This window comes from Paenibacillus sp. FSL R7-0189, assembly GCF_037969925.1.
Lineage (GTDB): Bacteria > Bacillota > Bacilli > Paenibacillales > Paenibacillaceae > Paenibacillus_AQ > Paenibacillus_AQ odorifer.
Genome location: NZ_CP150223.1, coordinates 2037292 through 2055172, shown reverse-complemented (window position 1 = coordinate 2055172; position 17881 = coordinate 2037292). Strand labels below are relative to the sequence as shown.

Genomic DNA, 17881 nt, shown 5'->3' with positions numbered 1-17881 from the left:
CGTTAAAGATCTAGGATGCTAATATTAAGGCATTTACTTTGGCGCTTTAGAGTGGCATAACAGCAGAAAGTGACAGAGAGTACTTTTCTTTGGTGAGAGGATGAAAGAGATGGGGAAAGCAACCGGATTTTTAGAGTTTGAACGACAGACACCCTCCGAGTGTGAGGCATTGGAGCGAATTAAGAATTGGAATGAATTCTCGATACCTATGGATGAAGAAAAGCTGCGCGAGCAAGGGGCGCGTTGTATGGATTGCGGTACGCCATTTTGTCATGTAGGACGTCTGTTGTCTGGTATGGCTTCCGGCTGCCCTTTGCACAACTTGATTCCTGAATGGAACGATATGGTCTATCGTGGAAATTGGGAGATAGCGCTGAAACGTCTGCATAAGACTAACAACTTTCCTGAATTTACAGGCCGTGTCTGTCCCGCTCCTTGCGAAGGCTCTTGTACGGTAGGGATGAATGGCAAACCTGTCACCATTAAATCTATTGAGAAGTCGATTGTAGATAGAGGTTTTGCAGAAGGCTGGATTGTGCCTGAGCCGCCGCTTCATCGCACGGGTAAAAAGGTAGCTGTAGTGGGTTCAGGTCCGGCAGGCCTTGCCTGTGCGGCACAGCTTAATAAGGCTGGACATACGGTGACTGTGTATGAACGGGCGGACCGGATTGGCGGTCTGCTTACCTATGGTATTCCCAACATGAAGCTGGATAAAAAGACTGTGCAGCGCCGGGTGGATCTGCTTGCGGCTGAGGGTATTACCTTTGTAACTCGAACAGAGATCGGCCGAGATCTCCCAGCTTCACAGCTCAAGGCAGAGCATGATGCTGTGGTACTGTGTGGTGGATCTACACAGGCACGTGATCTTCCGATAGAAGGACGTGATCTGCGTGGGATTCATCAAGCTATGGAGTTTTTAACGCTGAATACAAAGAGCCTACTGGATTCAGGGCTTGCAGATGGCGAGTATTTATCTGCAGCAGGTAAGGATGTAGTTGTAATCGGCGGTGGGGATACTGGAACAGACTGTGTGGCCACCTCAATCCGCCACGGCTGCCGCAGTGTAACTCAGCTCGAGATTATGCCACAGGCGCCGCTGACTCGTCAGCCTAACAATCCTTGGCCGGAATGGCCAAAGGTGCTTAAAGTGGACTATGGTCAGCATGAGGCCGCTTCACTGTATAAAGAAGATCCACGCCGTTATCTGGTTTCGACGAAACGGTTTGTCGGCGATGAGGGCGGGCAAGTGCAGGAGCTGCGTACAGTGCGCATTGAATGGAGAAGTAATGAACAGGGACGAATGGTACCGGTCGAAGTGCCGGGCAGTGAGGAGACCCTGCAAGCGCAGCTGGTATTGCTGGCTTTGGGATTCACAGGGCCTGAAGAAACTGTACTGGGCGAGCTTGGGGTGGAACGCGATGAGCGGGGGAACGCCAAAGCAGAGTTCGGAGCACAAGCAACCAATGTAGAAGGTGTGTTCACAGCAGGTGATATGCGGCGCGGGCAAAGCCTTGTAGTATGGGCTATTGACGAAGGGCGTCAGACTGCGCGCGAAGTAGACCGCTTTTTGATGGGATCCTCGAATTTGCCGTGAGTGTTAAGATATAGCGAGCAGGGCGTTCCTTTGGGAACGTCTGCTTTGCGTTGTGGTATGTTCAAGGTTAAGATTATTGTCTAAGCGCATATTTACTTAAGTTAAGTTGAAAAGGAGAATACATGATGAAGTTAATGTTTATTTCCGACATTCACGGATCTTTATTTTGGCTGGAACGGGCTTTGGAAAAGGTAGAAGAAGAGCAGCCGGACAGTCTTATTATTCTAGGAGACTTCCTATATCATGGTCCAAGAAATCCGCTGCCGAAGGACTATAACCCACAAGAGGTTGCTAATAAGCTTAACGTATATAACAAAAACAAGCCGATAACCGCAGTGCGTGGAAACTGTGACGCCGAGGTAGATCAAATGCTGCTGGAATTCCCGATGATGGGCGATTATGTAATGCTTTTGCACGAAGGCAGACGGATTTACGCTACACATGGTCATGGCTTTAGCATTGAGCATTTGCCGGCGCTTTCCGAGAAGGATATTTTTATTCAGGGACATACCCATATACCAGTTGCCGATGTAAAGGAGGGAGTGTACGTGCTGAACCCCGGCTCCATATCGCTGCCTAAAGAGAATAATCCTAATTCCTATGCTGTTCTAGAGGGCGGGGAATTTATCGTTAAGGATTTTGAAGGCAATGTGGTAAAAAAGATTACCGTATAGTGAGAGGGATCGTTTAAAGGAACTCCTGAAGATTGAGAGATTGAATAAGGGCGACAATGCCGAAAGACAACATTACCAATCCGGATAGTTTGTTGAACAAGAGCTGTTTCGAACGTCCTGACATTATGTTGTTTCTGAACAAAGCGGTGCTCCCTGTCAAACCCATCCACCATAATGCGGAACCCAGAAAGACGCCGCTAACTAGAAACGGCATATTGGAGCTGCTATGAGACAGAAGGACGCCTGATGCGCTGAATACGCCAAGGGAAAAAATAATTGTCATGGGATTGGACAACGTCAGCAACAGCGTTACCGTGTATGAATTCAGTGAGCTTTTTGGGGAATTGGGTTCTGTTAGCTTCGTTGTAACGGATGAAACTTAAATTTTTTAACTGTAAAATGGGGGCTGCGAAAAAAAATTCCTTCCAACATTATTAATGTCCCAGGGAATTGAGCACTAGAACATATTATTGTATGATGAGGAAGGAGTTTTAAGGGTAGGACTGGCTCCAAATATATTAGTAAAGGTAGTTAACACATGAATCCTAAAGATTTGAACTATACAATGCCACCGGAATGGGGCAAGCATGAACGTACTTTTATCTCCTGGCCGGTGCAGGAATCTATGTGTTTCCCGGACAACCACGAGTCAGTGTGTCAAGGTTATGCTGACATTATCACAGCCATCGCCGAGTTTGAACCGATCACGGTCATTGTGAACCCGGAGGACGTGGAGCGGGTAGAACATCTGGTCGGCGGACCGAATGTAACGCTGCTGCCTATTGCGCATAGCGATGCTTGGCTGCGTGATAACGGACCTACCTTTATTGTTAATAAAGAAGGACAAATGGCAGGTGTGAACTGGAAGTTTAATGCTTGGGGCGGTAAATATTCACCTTGGGATCTGGATGACGAAGTGGCTCCGCAGATTCTGGAGCATGCACAGATCACCCGTTTTGATGCACCGCTTGTGATGGAGGGTGGCTCGATTCATACGGATGGAGAAGGCACTTTGCTTACTACAGAAGAGTGTCTGCTTAACCTAAACCGCAACCCGGAGCTGAAGCGCGAAGAGATCGAAGAGTACGTGCGGAACTATACAGGTACAGAAGCTATTATCTGGCTGAGACGTGGCCTTAGCGGCGATGAAACCGATGGTCACGTTGATAATATTGCTTGTTTTGCTGCAACAGGCAAAGTTATTATCCAGGTCTGTGAGGACCCGCAGGATGAGAACTATGAGATTACGCAAGAAAATCTGCGTATTCTGGAGAACGCTACAGATGCCAAAGGGCGTAAGCTGGAGATTATCAAGATTCAGCAGCCACCACGGGTCGATCATGACGGCAGTCGTCTGACGCTCAGTTATTTGAACTTTTATTTCGTGAACGGCGGAATTATCTTGCCTGTGTTTGGCGGCACCGCAACAGAAACGGATACACTTGCTGAGAAAGTGCTCGCTGGTTTGTTCCCGGATCGCAAGATTCGTACAGTTAACGGAATGGCCGTTATCACCGAAGGCGGGAATGTACATTGCACTACGCAGCAAATGCCTGCACAGCAATAATTTGAAGGAAACTAAACGTCCAAAGGGACATTTATATACAAGGAGGACAGATTCTTGAGAAATGTAAAAGTAGCTGCGACACAAATGAGTTGTTCCAGCAATATTGAGGAGAATATCAGCAAAGCCGAGGCATTGGTCAGAGAAGCGGCAGCACAGGGTGCGCAAATTATTTTGCTGCAGGAGCTGTTTGAGACTCCGTATTTCTGTCAAAAAGAGAAAGCTGATTATTACGCATATGCAACAGAGCTTGAGCATAACAAGGCGATTAATCATTTCAAAGCAGTAGCCAAGGAGCTGCAAGTGGTGCTGCCAATTAGTTTTTATGAGAAAAAGAATTACGCGCGTTACAATTCACTTGCTGTAATCGATGCTGATGGAACGGTGCTTGGTAAATACCGCAAGAGTCATATTCCAGATGGCCCAGGTTATGAAGAGAAGTTCTACTTTAATCCGGGAGATACTGGCTTTAAGGTATGGAACACTCGTTATGCCAAGATTGGCGTAGGTATCTGCTGGGATCAATGGTATCCAGAAGCGGCTAGAGTAATGAGCCTGATGGGAGCAGAAATTCTGTTCTATCCAACGGCTATTGGTTCTGAACCGCAGGATGGATCGATCGATTCCAAGGATCATTGGCAGACCTGTATGCTTGGACATGCAGCTGCTAATCTTATTCCAGTCGTGGCTTCCAACCGTATTGGTGAAGAAATTGATGAGGATTCGAGCATTAATTTCTACGGTTCATCGTTCATTGCAGGTCCTCAGGGCAATAAAATCGTTGAGGCTGGACGTGATGAGCAAACCGTGCTGGTAAGCGAATTCGATCTGGATGCTTTGGAAGTTGGACGGATCGAGTGGGGAATCTTCCGTGACCGCCGGCCGGATCTGTATAAATTGATCGGTACTTATGATGGAGATATCACACTTTAATAGGTTTAAGGTTAAATCTAAAGGCATTGCTAGGGAGAATACAATCTCTGGCAGTGCCTTTTTGTGTTTGATGGTAATTTTTTGAGAGTGATGTACGTATAAAACTTATAAAATAATAATATTATGTTATATAACCTTACATAAAATAGAAAAGTTAATTGTCATGAATCCTTTAATCTGTTAAAATCTCTTTAAGTTATTTCCAAAAATAGGGGGTATGGAGATATGACAATAAAAATTCGCGCTTTAATGTCAGTTTTTATCGCATTGGTGGTGGTTGGATTGGTAGGTTGTGGAGCAAATAACAGTAAAGCTGGTAACGAATCCCCGGCAGAGAAAATTAAGTTTGCCAGTGATGCCAGCTACGCTCCTATGGAGTACATGGACACGGATAAAATCAAAGGATTCGACATCGATTTCATTAAGGCAGTTATGGAAGAAGCGGGAATAGACTATGACGTAACGAACACAGGCTGGGAAACGATGCTTCAAAGTGTGAAGCAGGGAACGGAGTATCAAGCAGGACTGTCTTCAGTATCCATTACGGATGAACGTAAAGAAACCTATGACTATTCCATCCCTTATTTCGAATCTACCAATATGATCATGGTTAAAGAAGGCAGCGACATCAAAAATGCACTTGATCTTAAAGATAAAGTAGTTGCAATACAAGGGGCCACAACTGCAGACGACCTGATGAGCGGAATAATGGGCGTCGACAACCCTAACTTGAAACGTTTTGACAGCAATGCGGTGGCATTGATGGAACTGAATGGCGGCGGAGCCGATGCGGTCGTAGCGGATATTGCCATTGTACGTGAATACATGAAAAACAATCCTAAGCAGAAGCTGGTGGGGATTGTAGACACGGAGAACTTCGGAGCGGAATATTACGGCATTCTTTACCCTAAGGGCAGTGAGTTAAAAGCGAAACTGGATCCGGCTATTAAGAAGGTATTGGAAAACGGAAAATACGCGGAAATCTACAAAACTTGGTTCGGCGAAGAACCTAACTTGGATAGCTTATTGAACGCAAAATAAGGAAAGAACCTAATAAGCGTGCGTAATGATAGCTATTGCGCATGCTTATTTTTTTAAAGAGAGATGACATAAAGAAGAGAAGGGGAGAGCCCTATGGATTTTAGAATGGACATTATCATTCATTATTTGCCCGTCCTTTTAAAAGGGACACTGCTGACTATCGGCATTTCTGTAGTTTCTATTTTATTTGGCTCTATTTTGGGACTGGGAATCGGATTCGGCAAAATGGCCCCAAAATGGTATTTGCGCTGGCCTTTTCATTCATATATCAACTTTTTTCGGGGAACACCGCTGTATGTGCAGATTCTGATTGTTCACTTTGGAGTGATTCCCCCGCTTTACGGCAAAACCAACGCCCTAATCACTGCGTTTGTCGCTCTGTCGCTTAATTCGGCTGCTTATTCGGCTGAGATTTTTCGGGCGGGCATTCAGTCGGTTGATCGTGGGCAAAGGGAAGCCGCTATTTCACTGGGGATGACTAATCGGCAAGCGATGAGATTTATTATTTTACCGCAAGCGATCAAACGGATGGTTCCGGCTTTTGGTAACGAGTTTATTGTGCTTGTTAAAGACTCCTCTCTTCTGGCTTTAGTGGCTGCACCGGAAATAATGTATTGGACCAACACGATGAAAGGGCAATATTTGCGGATATGGGAGCCTTATTTGACAGCGGCACTTATTTATTTCATTCTTACCTATTCTCTTAGCAAGCTGCTGAATTACGTTGAACGGAGGCTGAAATAGGATGGAGCCTATGATTTCAGTACGGAACTTACATAAATCATTTGGAACAAATACGGTGCTGGCCGACATAAGTATCGATATTTTCAGTCAGGAGGTAGTGGTGGTTATCGGTCCGTCCGGATCGGGTAAATCGACCTTTTTGCGTTGCCTTAATTTACTGGAACAGCCGCAGGGGGGCGAGATTGTAATTGAAGGCACTTCTTTGATGGCGGCGAGTACGAAGATTAACGATATCCGTACAGAGCTTGGGATGGTGTTTCAGCAGTTTAATCTATTTCCTCATATGAAGGTTATAGAAAACATTATGCTGGCGCCGGTTCAGGTGCGTAAATGGTCTCCGGATAAAGCGCGGCAAAAAGCGCTTGAGCTGCTGCAAAAAGTAGGTCTAAGTGAAAAAGCAGAGATGTATCCAGCCTCATTGTCTGGGGGGCAGGCTCAGCGGGTAGCAATTGCAAGGGCGCTGGCTATGGAGCCCCAAATTATGCTCTTTGACGAACCAACCTCAGCGCTTGACCCGGAGATGGTGGGGGAAGTGCTGGCGGTGATGAAGGAGCTGGCCCGTGAGGGGATGACGATGGTCGTGGTGACGCATGAAATGGGCTTTGCGCGTGAGGTGGGAGATCGTGTGCTGTTTATGGAACAAGGTGAGATTGTGGAGGAAGGAAGTCCGGAGCAGCTGTTCGGAAATCCTGTGCAAGAACGGACACGCTCCTTTCTATCAAAGGTGCTGTAATTTTGTGGAAAGTAGAATCTTGTTATTTTATCAGGTATATTAGAAGAGTAACGGTTATTTCAGGGATTTATATGCAAAATCTGTCGGAACGTGGAGAGGAGGCTCTGGGGATATCTTTTGTTATCATAATCTTGCAGTGATAGAGGGAGAATACGATGAGCACATTTAAAAACTGGTTAAACACAACCAAAAGCGGACTAACAGATCAAGTGAAAAAATTCAAAAATAAAGATTTTATGAATGCTGTAGTTGCGGGCTGCGCTTTGGTGGCTGCGGCTGACGGTAAAATAGAAGAAGCAGAGAAAAATAAAATGGCCGGCTATATGAATATGAGTAATGAATTGAAGGTATTTGACATGAGAGATGTCATTGCTCAATTTAACTATTATGTAAGCAACTTCGAATTCTCACCGGAAATAGGGAAACAAGAGGCTTTGAAGGCCATCGCAAAGTTTAGCGGCAAACCAGATGCAGGACGTTTAATCGTGGGCGTATGCTCGGCAATTGGATCGGCCGATGGCGATTTTGATGATTATGAAAAAGCAGTTGTGCGGAATATTTGTAGCGTCTTGGGATTAAACCCTAGCGAATTCAGTTTATAAATTAGGTGGAGTCATAGATGAAAGTTCGTTGAAACGTAATTTAATCTTTATCGTATCACTGATATAACACCTAAAAGCTAGACTAACAGATAATGATTTTTATCGGAAACGGAGGTACGTTGATTTGGCTGGAATTAATCTGGTAAAAGGTCAAAAGATTGATTTGACTAAAGGTAATGCGGGCTTGTCCAATGTAATTGTGGGCTTAGGCTGGGATCCGATTGAAGCCTCGCGGGGATTCTTTGGAGTCAAGAAACAGGCGAATGTCGACTGTGATGCCTCAGCACTGCTATTAAATGAGGAAGGTAAGCTAACTAAGAAGGGTAACCTGATCTGCTTCCACAACAAGCAAAGTCCTTGCAACTCGGTTATTCATTCCGGAGATAATCTGACGGGTGAAGGCGACGGAGATGACGAGCAAATCATGGTTAATTTGAAAGCCATTCCTGCCGATGTTCACAAGGTGCTGGTTGTCGTTAACATTTACGATGCAGTGAATCGCAAACAGGATTTTGGAATGATCAAATCAGCGTATATTCGGGTAATGAATGCTGCCGGGAATAATGAGTTGATTAAATTTAACTTATCAGACAACTACACAGGTTTTACGGCACTTATTTGTGGAGAGCTTTACCGCCAAGGTGGGGAATGGAAATTCGCTGCAATTGGTGAAGGCAGCCACGCCGCTCATATCAATCAACTTGCAGAACGCTACGTATAATCCAAATATAAGAAAAGAGGTATGTAATCATGGCAATTAATCTATCCAAAGGTCAAAAGATCGATTTAACGAAAACAAACCCAGGTCTATCCAAAATCACAGTAGGTCTTGGTTGGGACACTAATAAATATGACGGCGGAAAAGATTTCGATTTGGACGTATCCGTCTTTTTGACCAATGCTAGTGGTAAAGTTGATAAAGAAACAAACTTTATTTTCTTCAATAACAAGCAAAATGAAAATGCTTCTGTTGTTCATACCGGCGATAACCGTACAGGTGAAGGCGATGGTGATGATGAGCAGGTTCAAGTGGATCTTCAGAACATCCCTGCTGATGTAGACAAAGTAGCTTTTACTATTACAATTTATGATGCTGAAGCAAGAAGTCAAAACTTCGGACAAGTTTCCCGTTCTTATGTACGTATCGTAAACGATCTGAACAATGAAGAGCTGATTCGTTTCGACCTCGGTGAGGATTTCTCTATTGAAACTGGTGTTGTTGTAGGCGAACTGTATCGTAATGGTGCAGAGTGGAAGTTCAATGCCATCGGCAGCGGCTATAAAGACGGCTTGGGCGGTTTGACTCGCGACTACGGCCTGCAATAAATTTCGTTGTATATGCCAAAGATGAACCAAATGAATAATGAAGGAAGGTTTTGTCAGTGACGATCAGTCTCTCTAAAGGACAACGGATTGATCTTACCAAGACTAATCCGGGTTTGACTAAGGTAGTAGTAGGATTGGGCTGGGATACTAATAAGTATAGCGGCGGCCAAGATTTTGACCTTGATGCTTCAGCCTTTCTACTGCATGAAGATGGTAAAGCCAAGGGCTCCGATGATTTTGTATTCTACAATAATCCCTCGGGTGGCGCAGGTTCTTTGACTCATACGGGGGATAACCGTACGGGTGAGGGGGACGGAGATGATGAGCAGATTGTTGTTGACTTCAGCAAAATCCCTGCTCATATTCAGCGCATCGGAATAACGGTAACGATCTATGATTACGAAACTCGGACACAAAACTTTGGACAAGTCTCCAATGCCTTTGTACGTGTGGTAGATGCTTCTAATGATCGTGAAGTGCTTCGCTTTGATCTGGGTGAAGACTTCTCAACTGAAACAGCTGTTGTATTCTGTGAGTTCTACCGCAATGGTGCGGATTGGAAGTTCCAGGCGATTGGAAGTGGCTTTGCCGGCGGTCTAAGCGCTTTATGCAGAAACTATGGACTGGACGCGCAATAGCATCCAAGTGGGCGGGGTCATTACCGATCCTGCCCTTTTTCTAAATATTTAGAGCAGTACAGACTCCACTTTGTGGGGTTCTTTTTTACAAAATTATGGGTTGGTTTACTCCATTTATAAAGGTGGCGTAAGAATGAGTGTTAACGTAGTCAAAGGGCAAAAAGCTGATCTGACCAAAGGCAATGCTGGACTTCATTCTATAATCGTAGAAATCGGCTGGAATGCTCCGGCTGCTCTGGAGATTGATAGCTCTGCTTTCCTGCTTGGATCAGAGGGTAAGGTAAGTAAAGACGAGGATTTAATATTTTATAATAATCCAGTCACTTCTTATATTAGGTATAAGGATGTGCCAGGATTCAATGACCGCAAGCAATTCGAAGTTCAATTGGATAAGATTCCTTCCGATGTGATGAAGATTGCCTTTACACTTACCATCTATGATGGGGAGAAAAGGGGTCAAAGTTTTGGGCAAGTAAGTCAGGCCTATTTTCGGATTCTGAATCAAGTAACAGGTGCGGAACTGCTCCGATGTGATCTCGACAATCTTTTCTCCGTGGAAACGGCCATTGTGGTAGGGGAATTATATAGATATAACAGTGAATGGAAGTTCAGTGCCATTGCAGCGGGGTTTGCCGGAGGTTTGAAAGAGATATGCAGCAACTTTGGTATTGAAGCGAATGAGGAGCCTGCTCCTGCTGCTCCACAGCCGGAGGTTAAGCCGCAGATTCCACCACGAGTCTTCGCAACGCCGCCTGCGCAGCCAGTGAAACGTGAAGAGAGCCCTCCACCCACACCTCCGCCTTCGCCAATAAATCTCAACTTGAAGAAAATCGAGCTGAAGAAAAAAGGCGATTCCATCAATTTGAAAAAATCAGCCAGTGGTGATCTAGGGGAAGTGTTGATTAATCTCAACTGGAACCAGAAACAGGGCGGACTCTTTAGTCGTAAAAATGGCGTAGATCTAGATCTTGCTTGTCTGTATGAACTGAAGAATGGCAGTAAAGGAGTGGTACAAGCGTTAGGCAATGCCTTTGGCTCCTTAAATCAACCTCCTTATGTCATGCTTGATGGGGATGATCGTACAGGCTCCGTAACTACTGGTGAGAATTTGCGTATAAATGGTATCAAAATTTCCGAGATTGAACGCATTCTAGTGTTTTCCTTTATTTATAAAGGGGTAACCAACTGGTCGGAGGCCGATGGGGTTGTCACCATCAAACAAGGCGGAGGACCTGATATCATTGTAAATTTGGACGAGCATAACAACCGAAAAGGGATGTGTGCCATTGCGTTATTCCGGAATGTAAGCAATGAAACATTTAGTGTTGAACGGCTGGTGCAATATTACAGTGGTCATCGTGAGATGGATGAAGCCTATGGATGGGGGCTGCGCTGGGTTGCGGGCAGCAAATAATCGATTTTACCGGAGGCGCAAAGTGTAATGGATTGGTTCGCAGATTTTTTTAGAAATATTAGTGAGAATTACGGGCATTTTTTCTCATGGAGTGATGTAGTAGGCACGCTCTCTGATCCTGTGAGCTGGGGGATTATCGGAAGCTTAATTCTACTAGAAGGTTTGCTCTCTGCAGATAATGCGCTTGTGCTTGCCGTTATGGTTAAGCATCTACCTAAGGAGCAGCAGAAAAAGGCACTTTTCTACGGTATCTTAGGGGCTTATTTGTTCAGATTCCTGGCCATTGGACTAGGGACATTTCTTATTAAGTTTACTTTGGTTAAGGTTCTTGGTGCACTGTATCTCTTTTATATCGCATATAAAGGTTTATTTAAGGGCAGTGGCGAAGAGCATACGGAGAATAAAGGTACTTCTTTTTGGAAGACGGTTCTCCTTGTTGAATTAATGGATATTGCTTTCAGTATTGACAGTGTCATTGCTGCATTTGGACTTAGCGATCAGGTTTGGGTTCTCTTTATGGGTGGTATATTAGGAGTTCTGATGATGCGCGGAGTGGCGCAGGTATTCTTGAAGCTTATTGATAAATTCCCTGAATTGGAACAGGCAGCGTTCCTGCTTATCGCCATTATTGCGGGTAAGATGCTAGCGGGTGCTTTTGGCTTTGAATTGCCGCATGTCGTATTCTTTACAATCCTTATAGCGGTATTCGTGGGTACGATCCTCTACAGTGCTAGACGTAAGAAAAAAGATGCCCACAAAAGTGCATGATTAAAAAAGTAATTGCACCATAGAGAAGTCGGAGCCGATCATGCAAGAATAGAAACGCCTGCTTCTTTCAGGTAATCGTATATGTTATAGCGTAGGCCTTCACTTATATTTGAGAGAGCCAAGATGCCATCCCAAGGGACAGTATTGCCGGTTCTGACACTCTCTATGAGGAGAGGTCTACGCTTGTTTTGCTTGGCTTCGCAAAACTATAAGGGGGAACCGATTTGAGATACTTCGATTACCTGACGAAAGAACAAGAAAACTCTTTGTTTTACACTCCGCCTATCTCATTTGATCATACCACGAACAAGGAACTGCTAGCCTACGCTGTCGGCGCTGCCCTCTATATGCCGGCTACCCGTGCAAGTGTTGCAGAAGACATCATTAAGCTCAAGAATGCAGGTCTGGTGACGGTTATTATAGATCTGGAGGACGCAATCGGAGATGACCAGGTTGACAATGCAGAGGAGTCTATTATCCAGCATCTTATTTATCTAGCTGCTTACGCAGAAAATGAGCTGGATTCGGCAAACAGCCTCCCGCTTCTTTTTATACGAGTACGTAACCCGGACCAACTCCGGCAAATGATTTTCCGCTTGGGATCCTTGGTAACGATGTTAACAGGGTTTGTTTTTCCTAAGTTCTCTGTGGACAATGGAATTCAATATTTTGAAACGTTAGCTGAGTACAACAATACGCGTGGTTATAATGATCCTGTGCTTTACGGGATGCCAATCTTGGAAACTGCACCTATTATTTATCGGGAAAGTCGAGTGGACAGTCTGCTATCTATCCGTGATTTACTCCGTAATTACCGTGAACTTGTCCTAAACGTTAGAATTGGGGCAACGGATTTCTCCAGTCTGTTCGGACTGCGTCGCAGTCCTGATGTTAGTATTTATGATCTTACTCCTATTCGTGACTGTATCTCGGACATTATCAATGTGTTTGGGCGGGTTGAAGAGGGATATGTGATCTCAGGACCCGTCTGGGAGTATTTTGCGAATAAAGGCCATCGAGTTCTCCGGCCGCAGCTGCGGCAGACCCCATTTGAGGATACTTACGGCAAAAACGGCCGTGATATGCGGAATAGCTATATTTCGAGCAGTGTAGACGGGCTAATTCGTGAGGTTATTTTAGATAAAGAGAATGGAATTGTAGGCAAGACGATTATCCATCCTTCTCACCTCAGACCTGTTCAGGCGATGTATACGGTTATGCATGAGGAATACGTTGATGCTTTAAGCATTGTAGAAAGTAATGATGGCAGTTTGGGCGTGTTTAAGAGTCAATATTTTAATAAAATGAATGAAATTAAGCCCCATCTCAATTGGGCAAGACGAACTTTACTACGATCTCAAATATACGGGGTGTTACATGAACAACAGCATTTTGTCGGATTATTACCCGAAAACGAATTTACGCACGTATAACATAGTCGAGAACCTGCAAGTGAATGTAACCGAAACCTTTAACCCCTTTCATATGCCTCTGGATTCTTTATTCTCTATGGCGGCGCGAATTAATAAAAAGCGGACTTTTCTGTTTGTCAGTAAGGTGCTTGGCAAGCATATCCCCGTCGATCCGTATACTTCACTTCTAAGCGGAGCAGCGTTGGCGCTGCTGTTATATCAGGAGATGAACGGTGATTCCGTGGACAGTGATCGTATGACAGAGTTATTGGATATGGCGGTTCATGGGCTGATTCATCCTGAATTTGCTAAGGAAGCCTATCAACATTTGCTAGCGGCCCAGCTGGTTTTGCCCAAGCCTGTGGTTTTTATAGGATTCGCAGAAACGGCAACTGCACTGGGTCACAGTGTGTACAACATCTTTGCTGAGCAGGCATCATATATTCATACTACGCGTGAGCATATTCCTGATTTGGAGTCTGTTGTAAGTTTTGTAGAAGAACATTCTCATGCGGTTGATCATCTATGTTATGCCTTGGATACCGAACTCTTATCTGGGACAGAGCCTATTATATTGGTAGATGACGAGATAACGACTGGGAAAACCGCGATCAATACGATTCGGGATATTCAGTCAAAGTTCCCGCGGGAGGAATATGTGGTAGTCTCCCTTTTGGACTGGAGAAGCGGCAGCAATCTTCAACGCTATAGTGATCTTGAGCAGGAGCTGGGGATTCGCATTAAGTCGTTATGTCTGCTGCAAGGGAATATTGAAGTGATAGGTTCACCAGTATTTAATAAGGATACAGAGCAGCTGGATAGAGAGGCTGCTTTAGAGTGTGAGGTTGTAACCACTTATGCTCCAGATGGAATGGAACGACTGGAGGTATCCTCTATCGATTCATATGGTGAGATTAACACAGCGCCGTATATGAAATATAGTGGACGTTTCGGAATTGTGTCGCAGGATAATCCGGGGCTTGATCAGGGTGTGAAACGAATAGCTGAACAGCTGCGGCAATTGCGTAGAGGACAGAAAGCCTTGGTAATGGGCGTAGGGGAATTTATGTATCTTCCGATGAGAGTGGCGGCGGAAATGGGGGAAGGGATTGCTTATCAGTCTTCCACTAGAAGTCCAATCCACCCTGAGCGTCGACCGGATTATGGGGTGCATAGTGCTGCTGCCTATCCTTCAGCCGGCGACCCGGAGATCACAAACTTTATCTATAATGTAGCTCCTGATCAATACGATGATATATTTGTGCTGATTGAGCGTGATGTACCGCATGAACGTATGAAACCTATGCTTGATATACTGAAGAAACTGGCCCGCCATAAAGTGCATCTTATTGTACTGACCTCGGAAAGAAGAAGTGGAGGCCCTACCAATGAAGGGAACAGTAACTGAAGAAATTCTAAACAGAAGTATAGCCGAACCGGTTCCGCTAGGCAGCTATTCTCCATCAGATGTTATATTTTTGCTTAAGGATCTGAGTGATGTTTCACTGGAGCGGGCGACTGACGAAAGAGAGGCCGCCATTCAATCAGGTGTACATTACTCTGAGATGCTGCCCGTGGAATATCAGCCTACTGAGCAGTATATTGAGTTATTTCACGAGACGCTGGAGCAATCTGCGGAGAAGGTCGCTCTAGCAGTAGCGGTAGTCTCTGAGATGATTGTCGCTCAACGGGGACTTGATACGGTGTTAGTCTCTTTGGCAAGAGCGGGAACACCAATTGGTGTACTGATTAAGCGTTATATCCAAGAGCGATATGATGCTGATTTGCCGCATTATAGTATCTCTATCATTCGGGGCAAGGGGATTGATGAGAACGCAATCCTCTATATTCTGCAAAAGCACGGGCTTGACGCTGATTTGCAGTTTGTCGATGGATGGACGGGGAAAGGAGCTATTCGCCAGGTATTGATTGAAGCGTGCAACAGCCTGTATGAGAAATATGGCATTCGGCTAAATGATGACCTGGCCGTATTGGCTGATCCCGGGAACTGTTCAGGCACGTTCGGTACTAGAGAGGATTATCTTATTCCTAGTGCATGCCTCAATTCTACGGTGTCAGGGCTGATGAGCCGGACAGTGCTGCGCGACGATTTAATCGGTCCGGAAGAATTCCATGGGGCTAAATTCTACAAGGAATGGCTCGATACGGATGTATCTAATGTATTCATTGCGGCGATCTGCCCGTATTTCTCCTCCGTTGCGGAAGAAGCACAAGCGATTGCTGAACAGATGCAGCAATCCCCGCCAGAAATTACATGGCAGGGGCTGCGTGATATTCAGAGTATTCAAGAAGTGTTCGGCATAGATAACATCAATTTGGTCAAGCCCGGAGTCGGAGAAACAACCCGAGTGCTGCTGCGCAGAGTACCGTGGAAGATTCTTGTCGATACTATGGATAATCCAAATCTCCGTCATATTATTCTCTTAGCAGAGGATAGGGGGGTTCCAGTAGAAGTATTCCCTGGACTCACCTATTCCTGTTGCGGGATTATTAAACCGCTGAGAGGTGAGACGGAATGATCTATGCCAGTGATTTGGACCGAACGTTAATCTATTCCCTAAATGCAATTGGTGTCCCGGAGAATACTCCGGGCCTGGTTCCTGCGGAGGTTGTGGATGGCAAGACGGTTTCATACATTTCCCAAAAAGCATTGGCTGATCTGATGGAGCTTACTTCCCGTATTATCTTTATGCCCGTTACAACACGTACAATCGCGCAGTATAAGCGTATTAATCTGTTTCAAGACACGATTATTCCAGACTACGCGATTACTAGTAATGGCGGGAATATTCTGATTGGTGGCGAAGTGGATAAGAGCTGGAGAGCTTCTGTGGGCAGGCTTGTTCAAAATGAATCGGCTGCGGCAGAAGAAGTTAGAATGCACGTTAGGTCTGTAGTGCACGAGGAATGGATCATTAGTGAGCGGTATTGTGATGATTTATTCTATACCTTTGTGGTAGTTCGTGATTTATTACCTATGGATGAGATTACGAATCTGGCAGAGCGATTATACGATTTGGGCTGGCGGGTATCCTTACAAGGGCGCAAGCTATATGTCGTTCCTGCCGCTGTAAATAAAAGTGATGCGATTGTTCATGTACGCCGGACGGTTCGGTCAGAACCGATGGTAGCATCGGGAGATTCCTTGTTGGATAAGAGTTTACTAGAAAGTGCGGACTATGCGATTGCTCCTTGTCATGGAGAAATATTTGCAGAGCAGCAAAGTGGTCTTGTAAAATCAAGGTACCCCTTTACGAAGCAAGCGGGTGTTTTTGCTGGTGATGAAATTCTACAGTATGTAAACATGATCTATAATAACTTAACCGTATTGGGAGTTGGGCCACTATGAAAAAGGTAAACATTTATTTCAATCGCTGGTTTTCCGTCGCTTACCATTATATGAATCTCATCCGCAATAATGAGGATGGCGTTCCTGTACAAATCTTCGCCACGCACCCAGATATTCACCATATGTCACTTCAAGGGGCTGATGTTGCTGGGACTGAACCGGCACTGACTGGAATAGAATATGTTCAATTTTGTGTGGATTTCTGTCGCCGCAATGAGATCGATATCTTTATTCCACGGTTACATATGCTGGATATAGCTTTGCATGCTGCTATGTTTGATGCGATTGGTACCAAGGTTCTGGTCTGTAGAGATTTGGACTTGTTGGAGACCATCATGGATAAGGGTAAGTTCTACGAAAGTGTTAAGGAAACCGGGATTATGACAATTCCTGATTATCATGTGGTCAGTACAGCAGAGCAGTTCAAAGAGGCTTATCATGATCTTGTAGCCAAAGGGCATCGCGTATGCTTTAAACCTACGGAGACAGAGGGGGGCCTCGGCTTCCGTATCATTGATAACACACGTAGTCCTCTGCAGGAGCTGTTTGGTCATGTAACACCGCTGATATCCTTCGAAGAGGCTTATCGTATTCTGGGAAGTGAAGCTACATTCCCTGAACTTATGGTGATGGAATTGCTGGAAGGTTATGAATACAGTATAGATTGCTTGTCAGATGAGAACGGCAGACTGTTAGCGGCTGTGCCCCGTCGTAAAGCTGGCGGCCGTCTGCGGCTGATGGAGCATATTCCGGAGCTGGAGGAGATCGCTTCTCGGGTAGCAGAGGTATATAAAATACCTTTCAATTTCAATATTCAAATGAAGTATAGTGGTGGAATTCCTAAACTGCTGGAGATTAACCCCCGGATGTCTGGAGGTCTTCATATTTCTTGTCTGTCTGGAATTAACTTTCCATACCTGGCTGTCAAAAGTGCACTCGGCGGAGAGGTACAGCCTGCGGAGTTCGGCGATAATGTGCTTGCCAGCCATGTAGAGCAGCCGTTAATTATGAAAATAAACGGCGAATCCGTAATTTCGGATCCCGTGAATTGAGCGTTCGCAATCTCGC

The 17881-nt window shown here is 45.1% G+C and carries 18 protein-coding genes; all 18 read left to right on the top strand.

Translation table 11 applies throughout. The features are described 5' to 3' along the window. Positions 1-109 precede the first annotated feature (109 nt). The 18 genes from MKY63_RS08805 (at position 110) to MKY63_RS08720 (ending at position 17865) form a co-directional block, all read left to right on the top strand. A complete protein-coding gene (locus tag MKY63_RS08805; RefSeq protein WP_076107377.1) occupies positions 110-1594 on the top strand; it encodes a glutamate synthase subunit beta in 1485 nt (494 codons plus the stop codon). Between the two features lie 125 nt (positions 1595-1719). Beyond that, entirely contained in the window at positions 1720-2268 is a 549-nt protein-coding gene (gene yfcE, locus MKY63_RS08800) for a phosphodiesterase (protein ID WP_076316588.1), read from the top strand. 538 nt (positions 2269-2806) lie between these two features. Next, positions 2807-3835 carry an agmatine deiminase family protein gene (locus MKY63_RS08795; RefSeq protein WP_076316589.1) on the top strand — a complete coding sequence of 343 codons (1029 nt, stop codon included), beginning with the start codon at positions 2807-2809 and terminating at the stop codon, positions 3833-3835. A 54-nt stretch (positions 3836-3889) separates the two neighbouring features. Then, entirely contained in the window at positions 3890-4765 is an 876-nt protein-coding gene (aguB, locus tag MKY63_RS08790) for an N-carbamoylputrescine amidase (RefSeq protein ID WP_076316590.1), read from the top strand. A gap of 225 nt (positions 4766-4990) precedes the next feature. Next, the gene (locus tag MKY63_RS08785; protein ID WP_076297259.1) at positions 4991-5806 is read left to right on the top strand and encodes a transporter substrate-binding domain-containing protein; all 816 of its coding nucleotides are present in this window, start codon (positions 4991-4993) and stop codon (positions 5804-5806) included. Positions 5807-5899: 93 nt separating this feature from the next. Beyond that, positions 5900-6550, top strand: a complete 651-nt coding sequence (locus MKY63_RS08780; protein WP_036687415.1) for an amino acid ABC transporter permease — start codon at positions 5900-5902, stop codon at positions 6548-6550. A gap of 10 nt (positions 6551-6560) precedes the next feature. Beyond that, on the top strand, positions 6561-7283 hold the full coding sequence (locus tag MKY63_RS08775) for an amino acid ABC transporter ATP-binding protein (protein WP_036687449.1): 723 nt from the start codon (positions 6561-6563) through the stop codon (positions 7281-7283). Between the two features lie 155 nt (positions 7284-7438). Beyond that, entirely contained in the window at positions 7439-7885 is a 447-nt protein-coding gene (locus MKY63_RS08770) for a tellurite resistance TerB family protein (RefSeq protein WP_036687417.1), read from the top strand. 124 nt (positions 7886-8009) lie between these two features. Beyond that, on the top strand, positions 8010-8606 hold the full coding sequence (locus MKY63_RS08765; protein WP_036687418.1) for a TerD family protein: 597 nt from the start codon (positions 8010-8012) through the stop codon (positions 8604-8606). A 29-nt stretch (positions 8607-8635) separates the two neighbouring features. Continuing rightward, positions 8636-9211 carry a TerD family protein gene (locus MKY63_RS08760; RefSeq protein WP_076147827.1) on the top strand — a complete coding sequence of 192 codons (576 nt, stop codon included), beginning with the start codon at positions 8636-8638 and terminating at the stop codon, positions 9209-9211. 56 nt (positions 9212-9267) lie between these two features. Next, entirely contained in the window at positions 9268-9849 is a 582-nt protein-coding gene (locus MKY63_RS08755) for a TerD family protein (RefSeq protein ID WP_339812486.1), read from the top strand. Positions 9850-9982: 133 nt separating this feature from the next. Beyond that, entirely contained in the window at positions 9983-11263 is a 1281-nt protein-coding gene (locus MKY63_RS08750) for a TerD family protein (RefSeq protein WP_339812484.1), read from the top strand. A gap of 27 nt (positions 11264-11290) precedes the next feature. Continuing rightward, positions 11291-12031, top strand: a complete 741-nt coding sequence (locus MKY63_RS08745) for a TerC family protein (RefSeq protein WP_036687425.1) — start codon at positions 11291-11293, stop codon at positions 12029-12031. A gap of 224 nt (positions 12032-12255) precedes the next feature. After that, complete coding sequence (locus tag MKY63_RS08740; RefSeq protein ID WP_235219550.1) at positions 12256-13464, top strand: HpcH/HpaI aldolase/citrate lyase family protein; 1209 nt, start codon at positions 12256-12258, stop codon at positions 13462-13464. Positions 13465-13540: 76 nt separating this feature from the next. After that, on the top strand, positions 13541-14851 hold the full coding sequence (locus tag MKY63_RS08735) for a phosphoribosyltransferase family protein (protein ID WP_339813476.1): 1311 nt from the start codon (positions 13541-13543) through the stop codon (positions 14849-14851). Next, positions 14832-15983 carry a cysteine protease StiP family protein gene (locus MKY63_RS08730; RefSeq protein WP_076101184.1) on the top strand — a complete coding sequence of 384 codons (1152 nt, stop codon included), beginning with the start codon at positions 14832-14834 and terminating at the stop codon, positions 15981-15983. The genes MKY63_RS08735 and MKY63_RS08730 overlap by 20 nt, the downstream gene beginning before the upstream one ends. After that, positions 15980-16813: an HAD family hydrolase gene (locus MKY63_RS08725; RefSeq protein WP_036687429.1), complete on the top strand. Its 834-nt coding sequence runs from the start codon at positions 15980-15982 to the stop codon at positions 16811-16813. The genes MKY63_RS08730 and MKY63_RS08725 overlap by 4 nt, the downstream gene beginning before the upstream one ends. Then, positions 16810-17865, top strand: coding sequence for an ATP-grasp domain-containing protein (locus MKY63_RS08720; protein WP_036687430.1), 1056 nt, complete (start codon positions 16810-16812; stop codon positions 17863-17865). The genes MKY63_RS08725 and MKY63_RS08720 overlap by 4 nt, the downstream gene beginning before the upstream one ends. Positions 17866-17881 lie beyond the last annotated feature (16 nt).

What these genes read in the sequence shown, in the direction of transcription:
- yfcE (WP_076316588.1), top strand. Translation starts at nt 1,720, where the DNA reads ATGAAGTTAATGTTTATTTCCGACATTCACGGATCTTTATTTTGGCTG.
- MKY63_RS08780 (WP_036687415.1), top strand. Translation starts at nt 5,900, where the DNA reads ATGGATTTTAGAATGGACATTATCATTCATTATTTGCCCGTCCTTTTA.
- MKY63_RS08785 (WP_076297259.1), top strand. Translation starts at nt 4,991, where the DNA reads ATGACAATAAAAATTCGCGCTTTAATGTCAGTTTTTATCGCATTGGTG.
- MKY63_RS08720 (WP_036687430.1), top strand. Translation starts at nt 16,810, where the DNA reads ATGAAAAAGGTAAACATTTATTTCAATCGCTGGTTTTCCGTCGCTTAC.
- MKY63_RS08750 (WP_339812484.1), top strand. Translation starts at nt 9,983, where the DNA reads ATGAGTGTTAACGTAGTCAAAGGGCAAAAAGCTGATCTGACCAAAGGC.
- MKY63_RS08760 (WP_076147827.1), top strand. Translation starts at nt 8,636, where the DNA reads ATGGCAATTAATCTATCCAAAGGTCAAAAGATCGATTTAACGAAAACA.
- MKY63_RS08735 (WP_339813476.1), top strand. Translation starts at nt 13,541, where the DNA reads ATGGCGGCGCGAATTAATAAAAAGCGGACTTTTCTGTTTGTCAGTAAG.
- MKY63_RS08805 (WP_076107377.1), top strand. Translation starts at nt 110, where the DNA reads ATGGGGAAAGCAACCGGATTTTTAGAGTTTGAACGACAGACACCCTCC.
- MKY63_RS08795 (WP_076316589.1), top strand. Translation starts at nt 2,807, where the DNA reads ATGAATCCTAAAGATTTGAACTATACAATGCCACCGGAATGGGGCAAG.
- MKY63_RS08725 (WP_036687429.1), top strand. Translation starts at nt 15,980, where the DNA reads ATGATCTATGCCAGTGATTTGGACCGAACGTTAATCTATTCCCTAAAT.
- MKY63_RS08745 (WP_036687425.1), top strand. Translation starts at nt 11,291, where the DNA reads ATGGATTGGTTCGCAGATTTTTTTAGAAATATTAGTGAGAATTACGGG.
- MKY63_RS08730 (WP_076101184.1), top strand. Translation starts at nt 14,832, where the DNA reads ATGAAGGGAACAGTAACTGAAGAAATTCTAAACAGAAGTATAGCCGAA.
- MKY63_RS08775 (WP_036687449.1), top strand. Translation starts at nt 6,561, where the DNA reads ATGATTTCAGTACGGAACTTACATAAATCATTTGGAACAAATACGGTG.
- MKY63_RS08770 (WP_036687417.1), top strand. Translation starts at nt 7,439, where the DNA reads ATGAGCACATTTAAAAACTGGTTAAACACAACCAAAAGCGGACTAACA.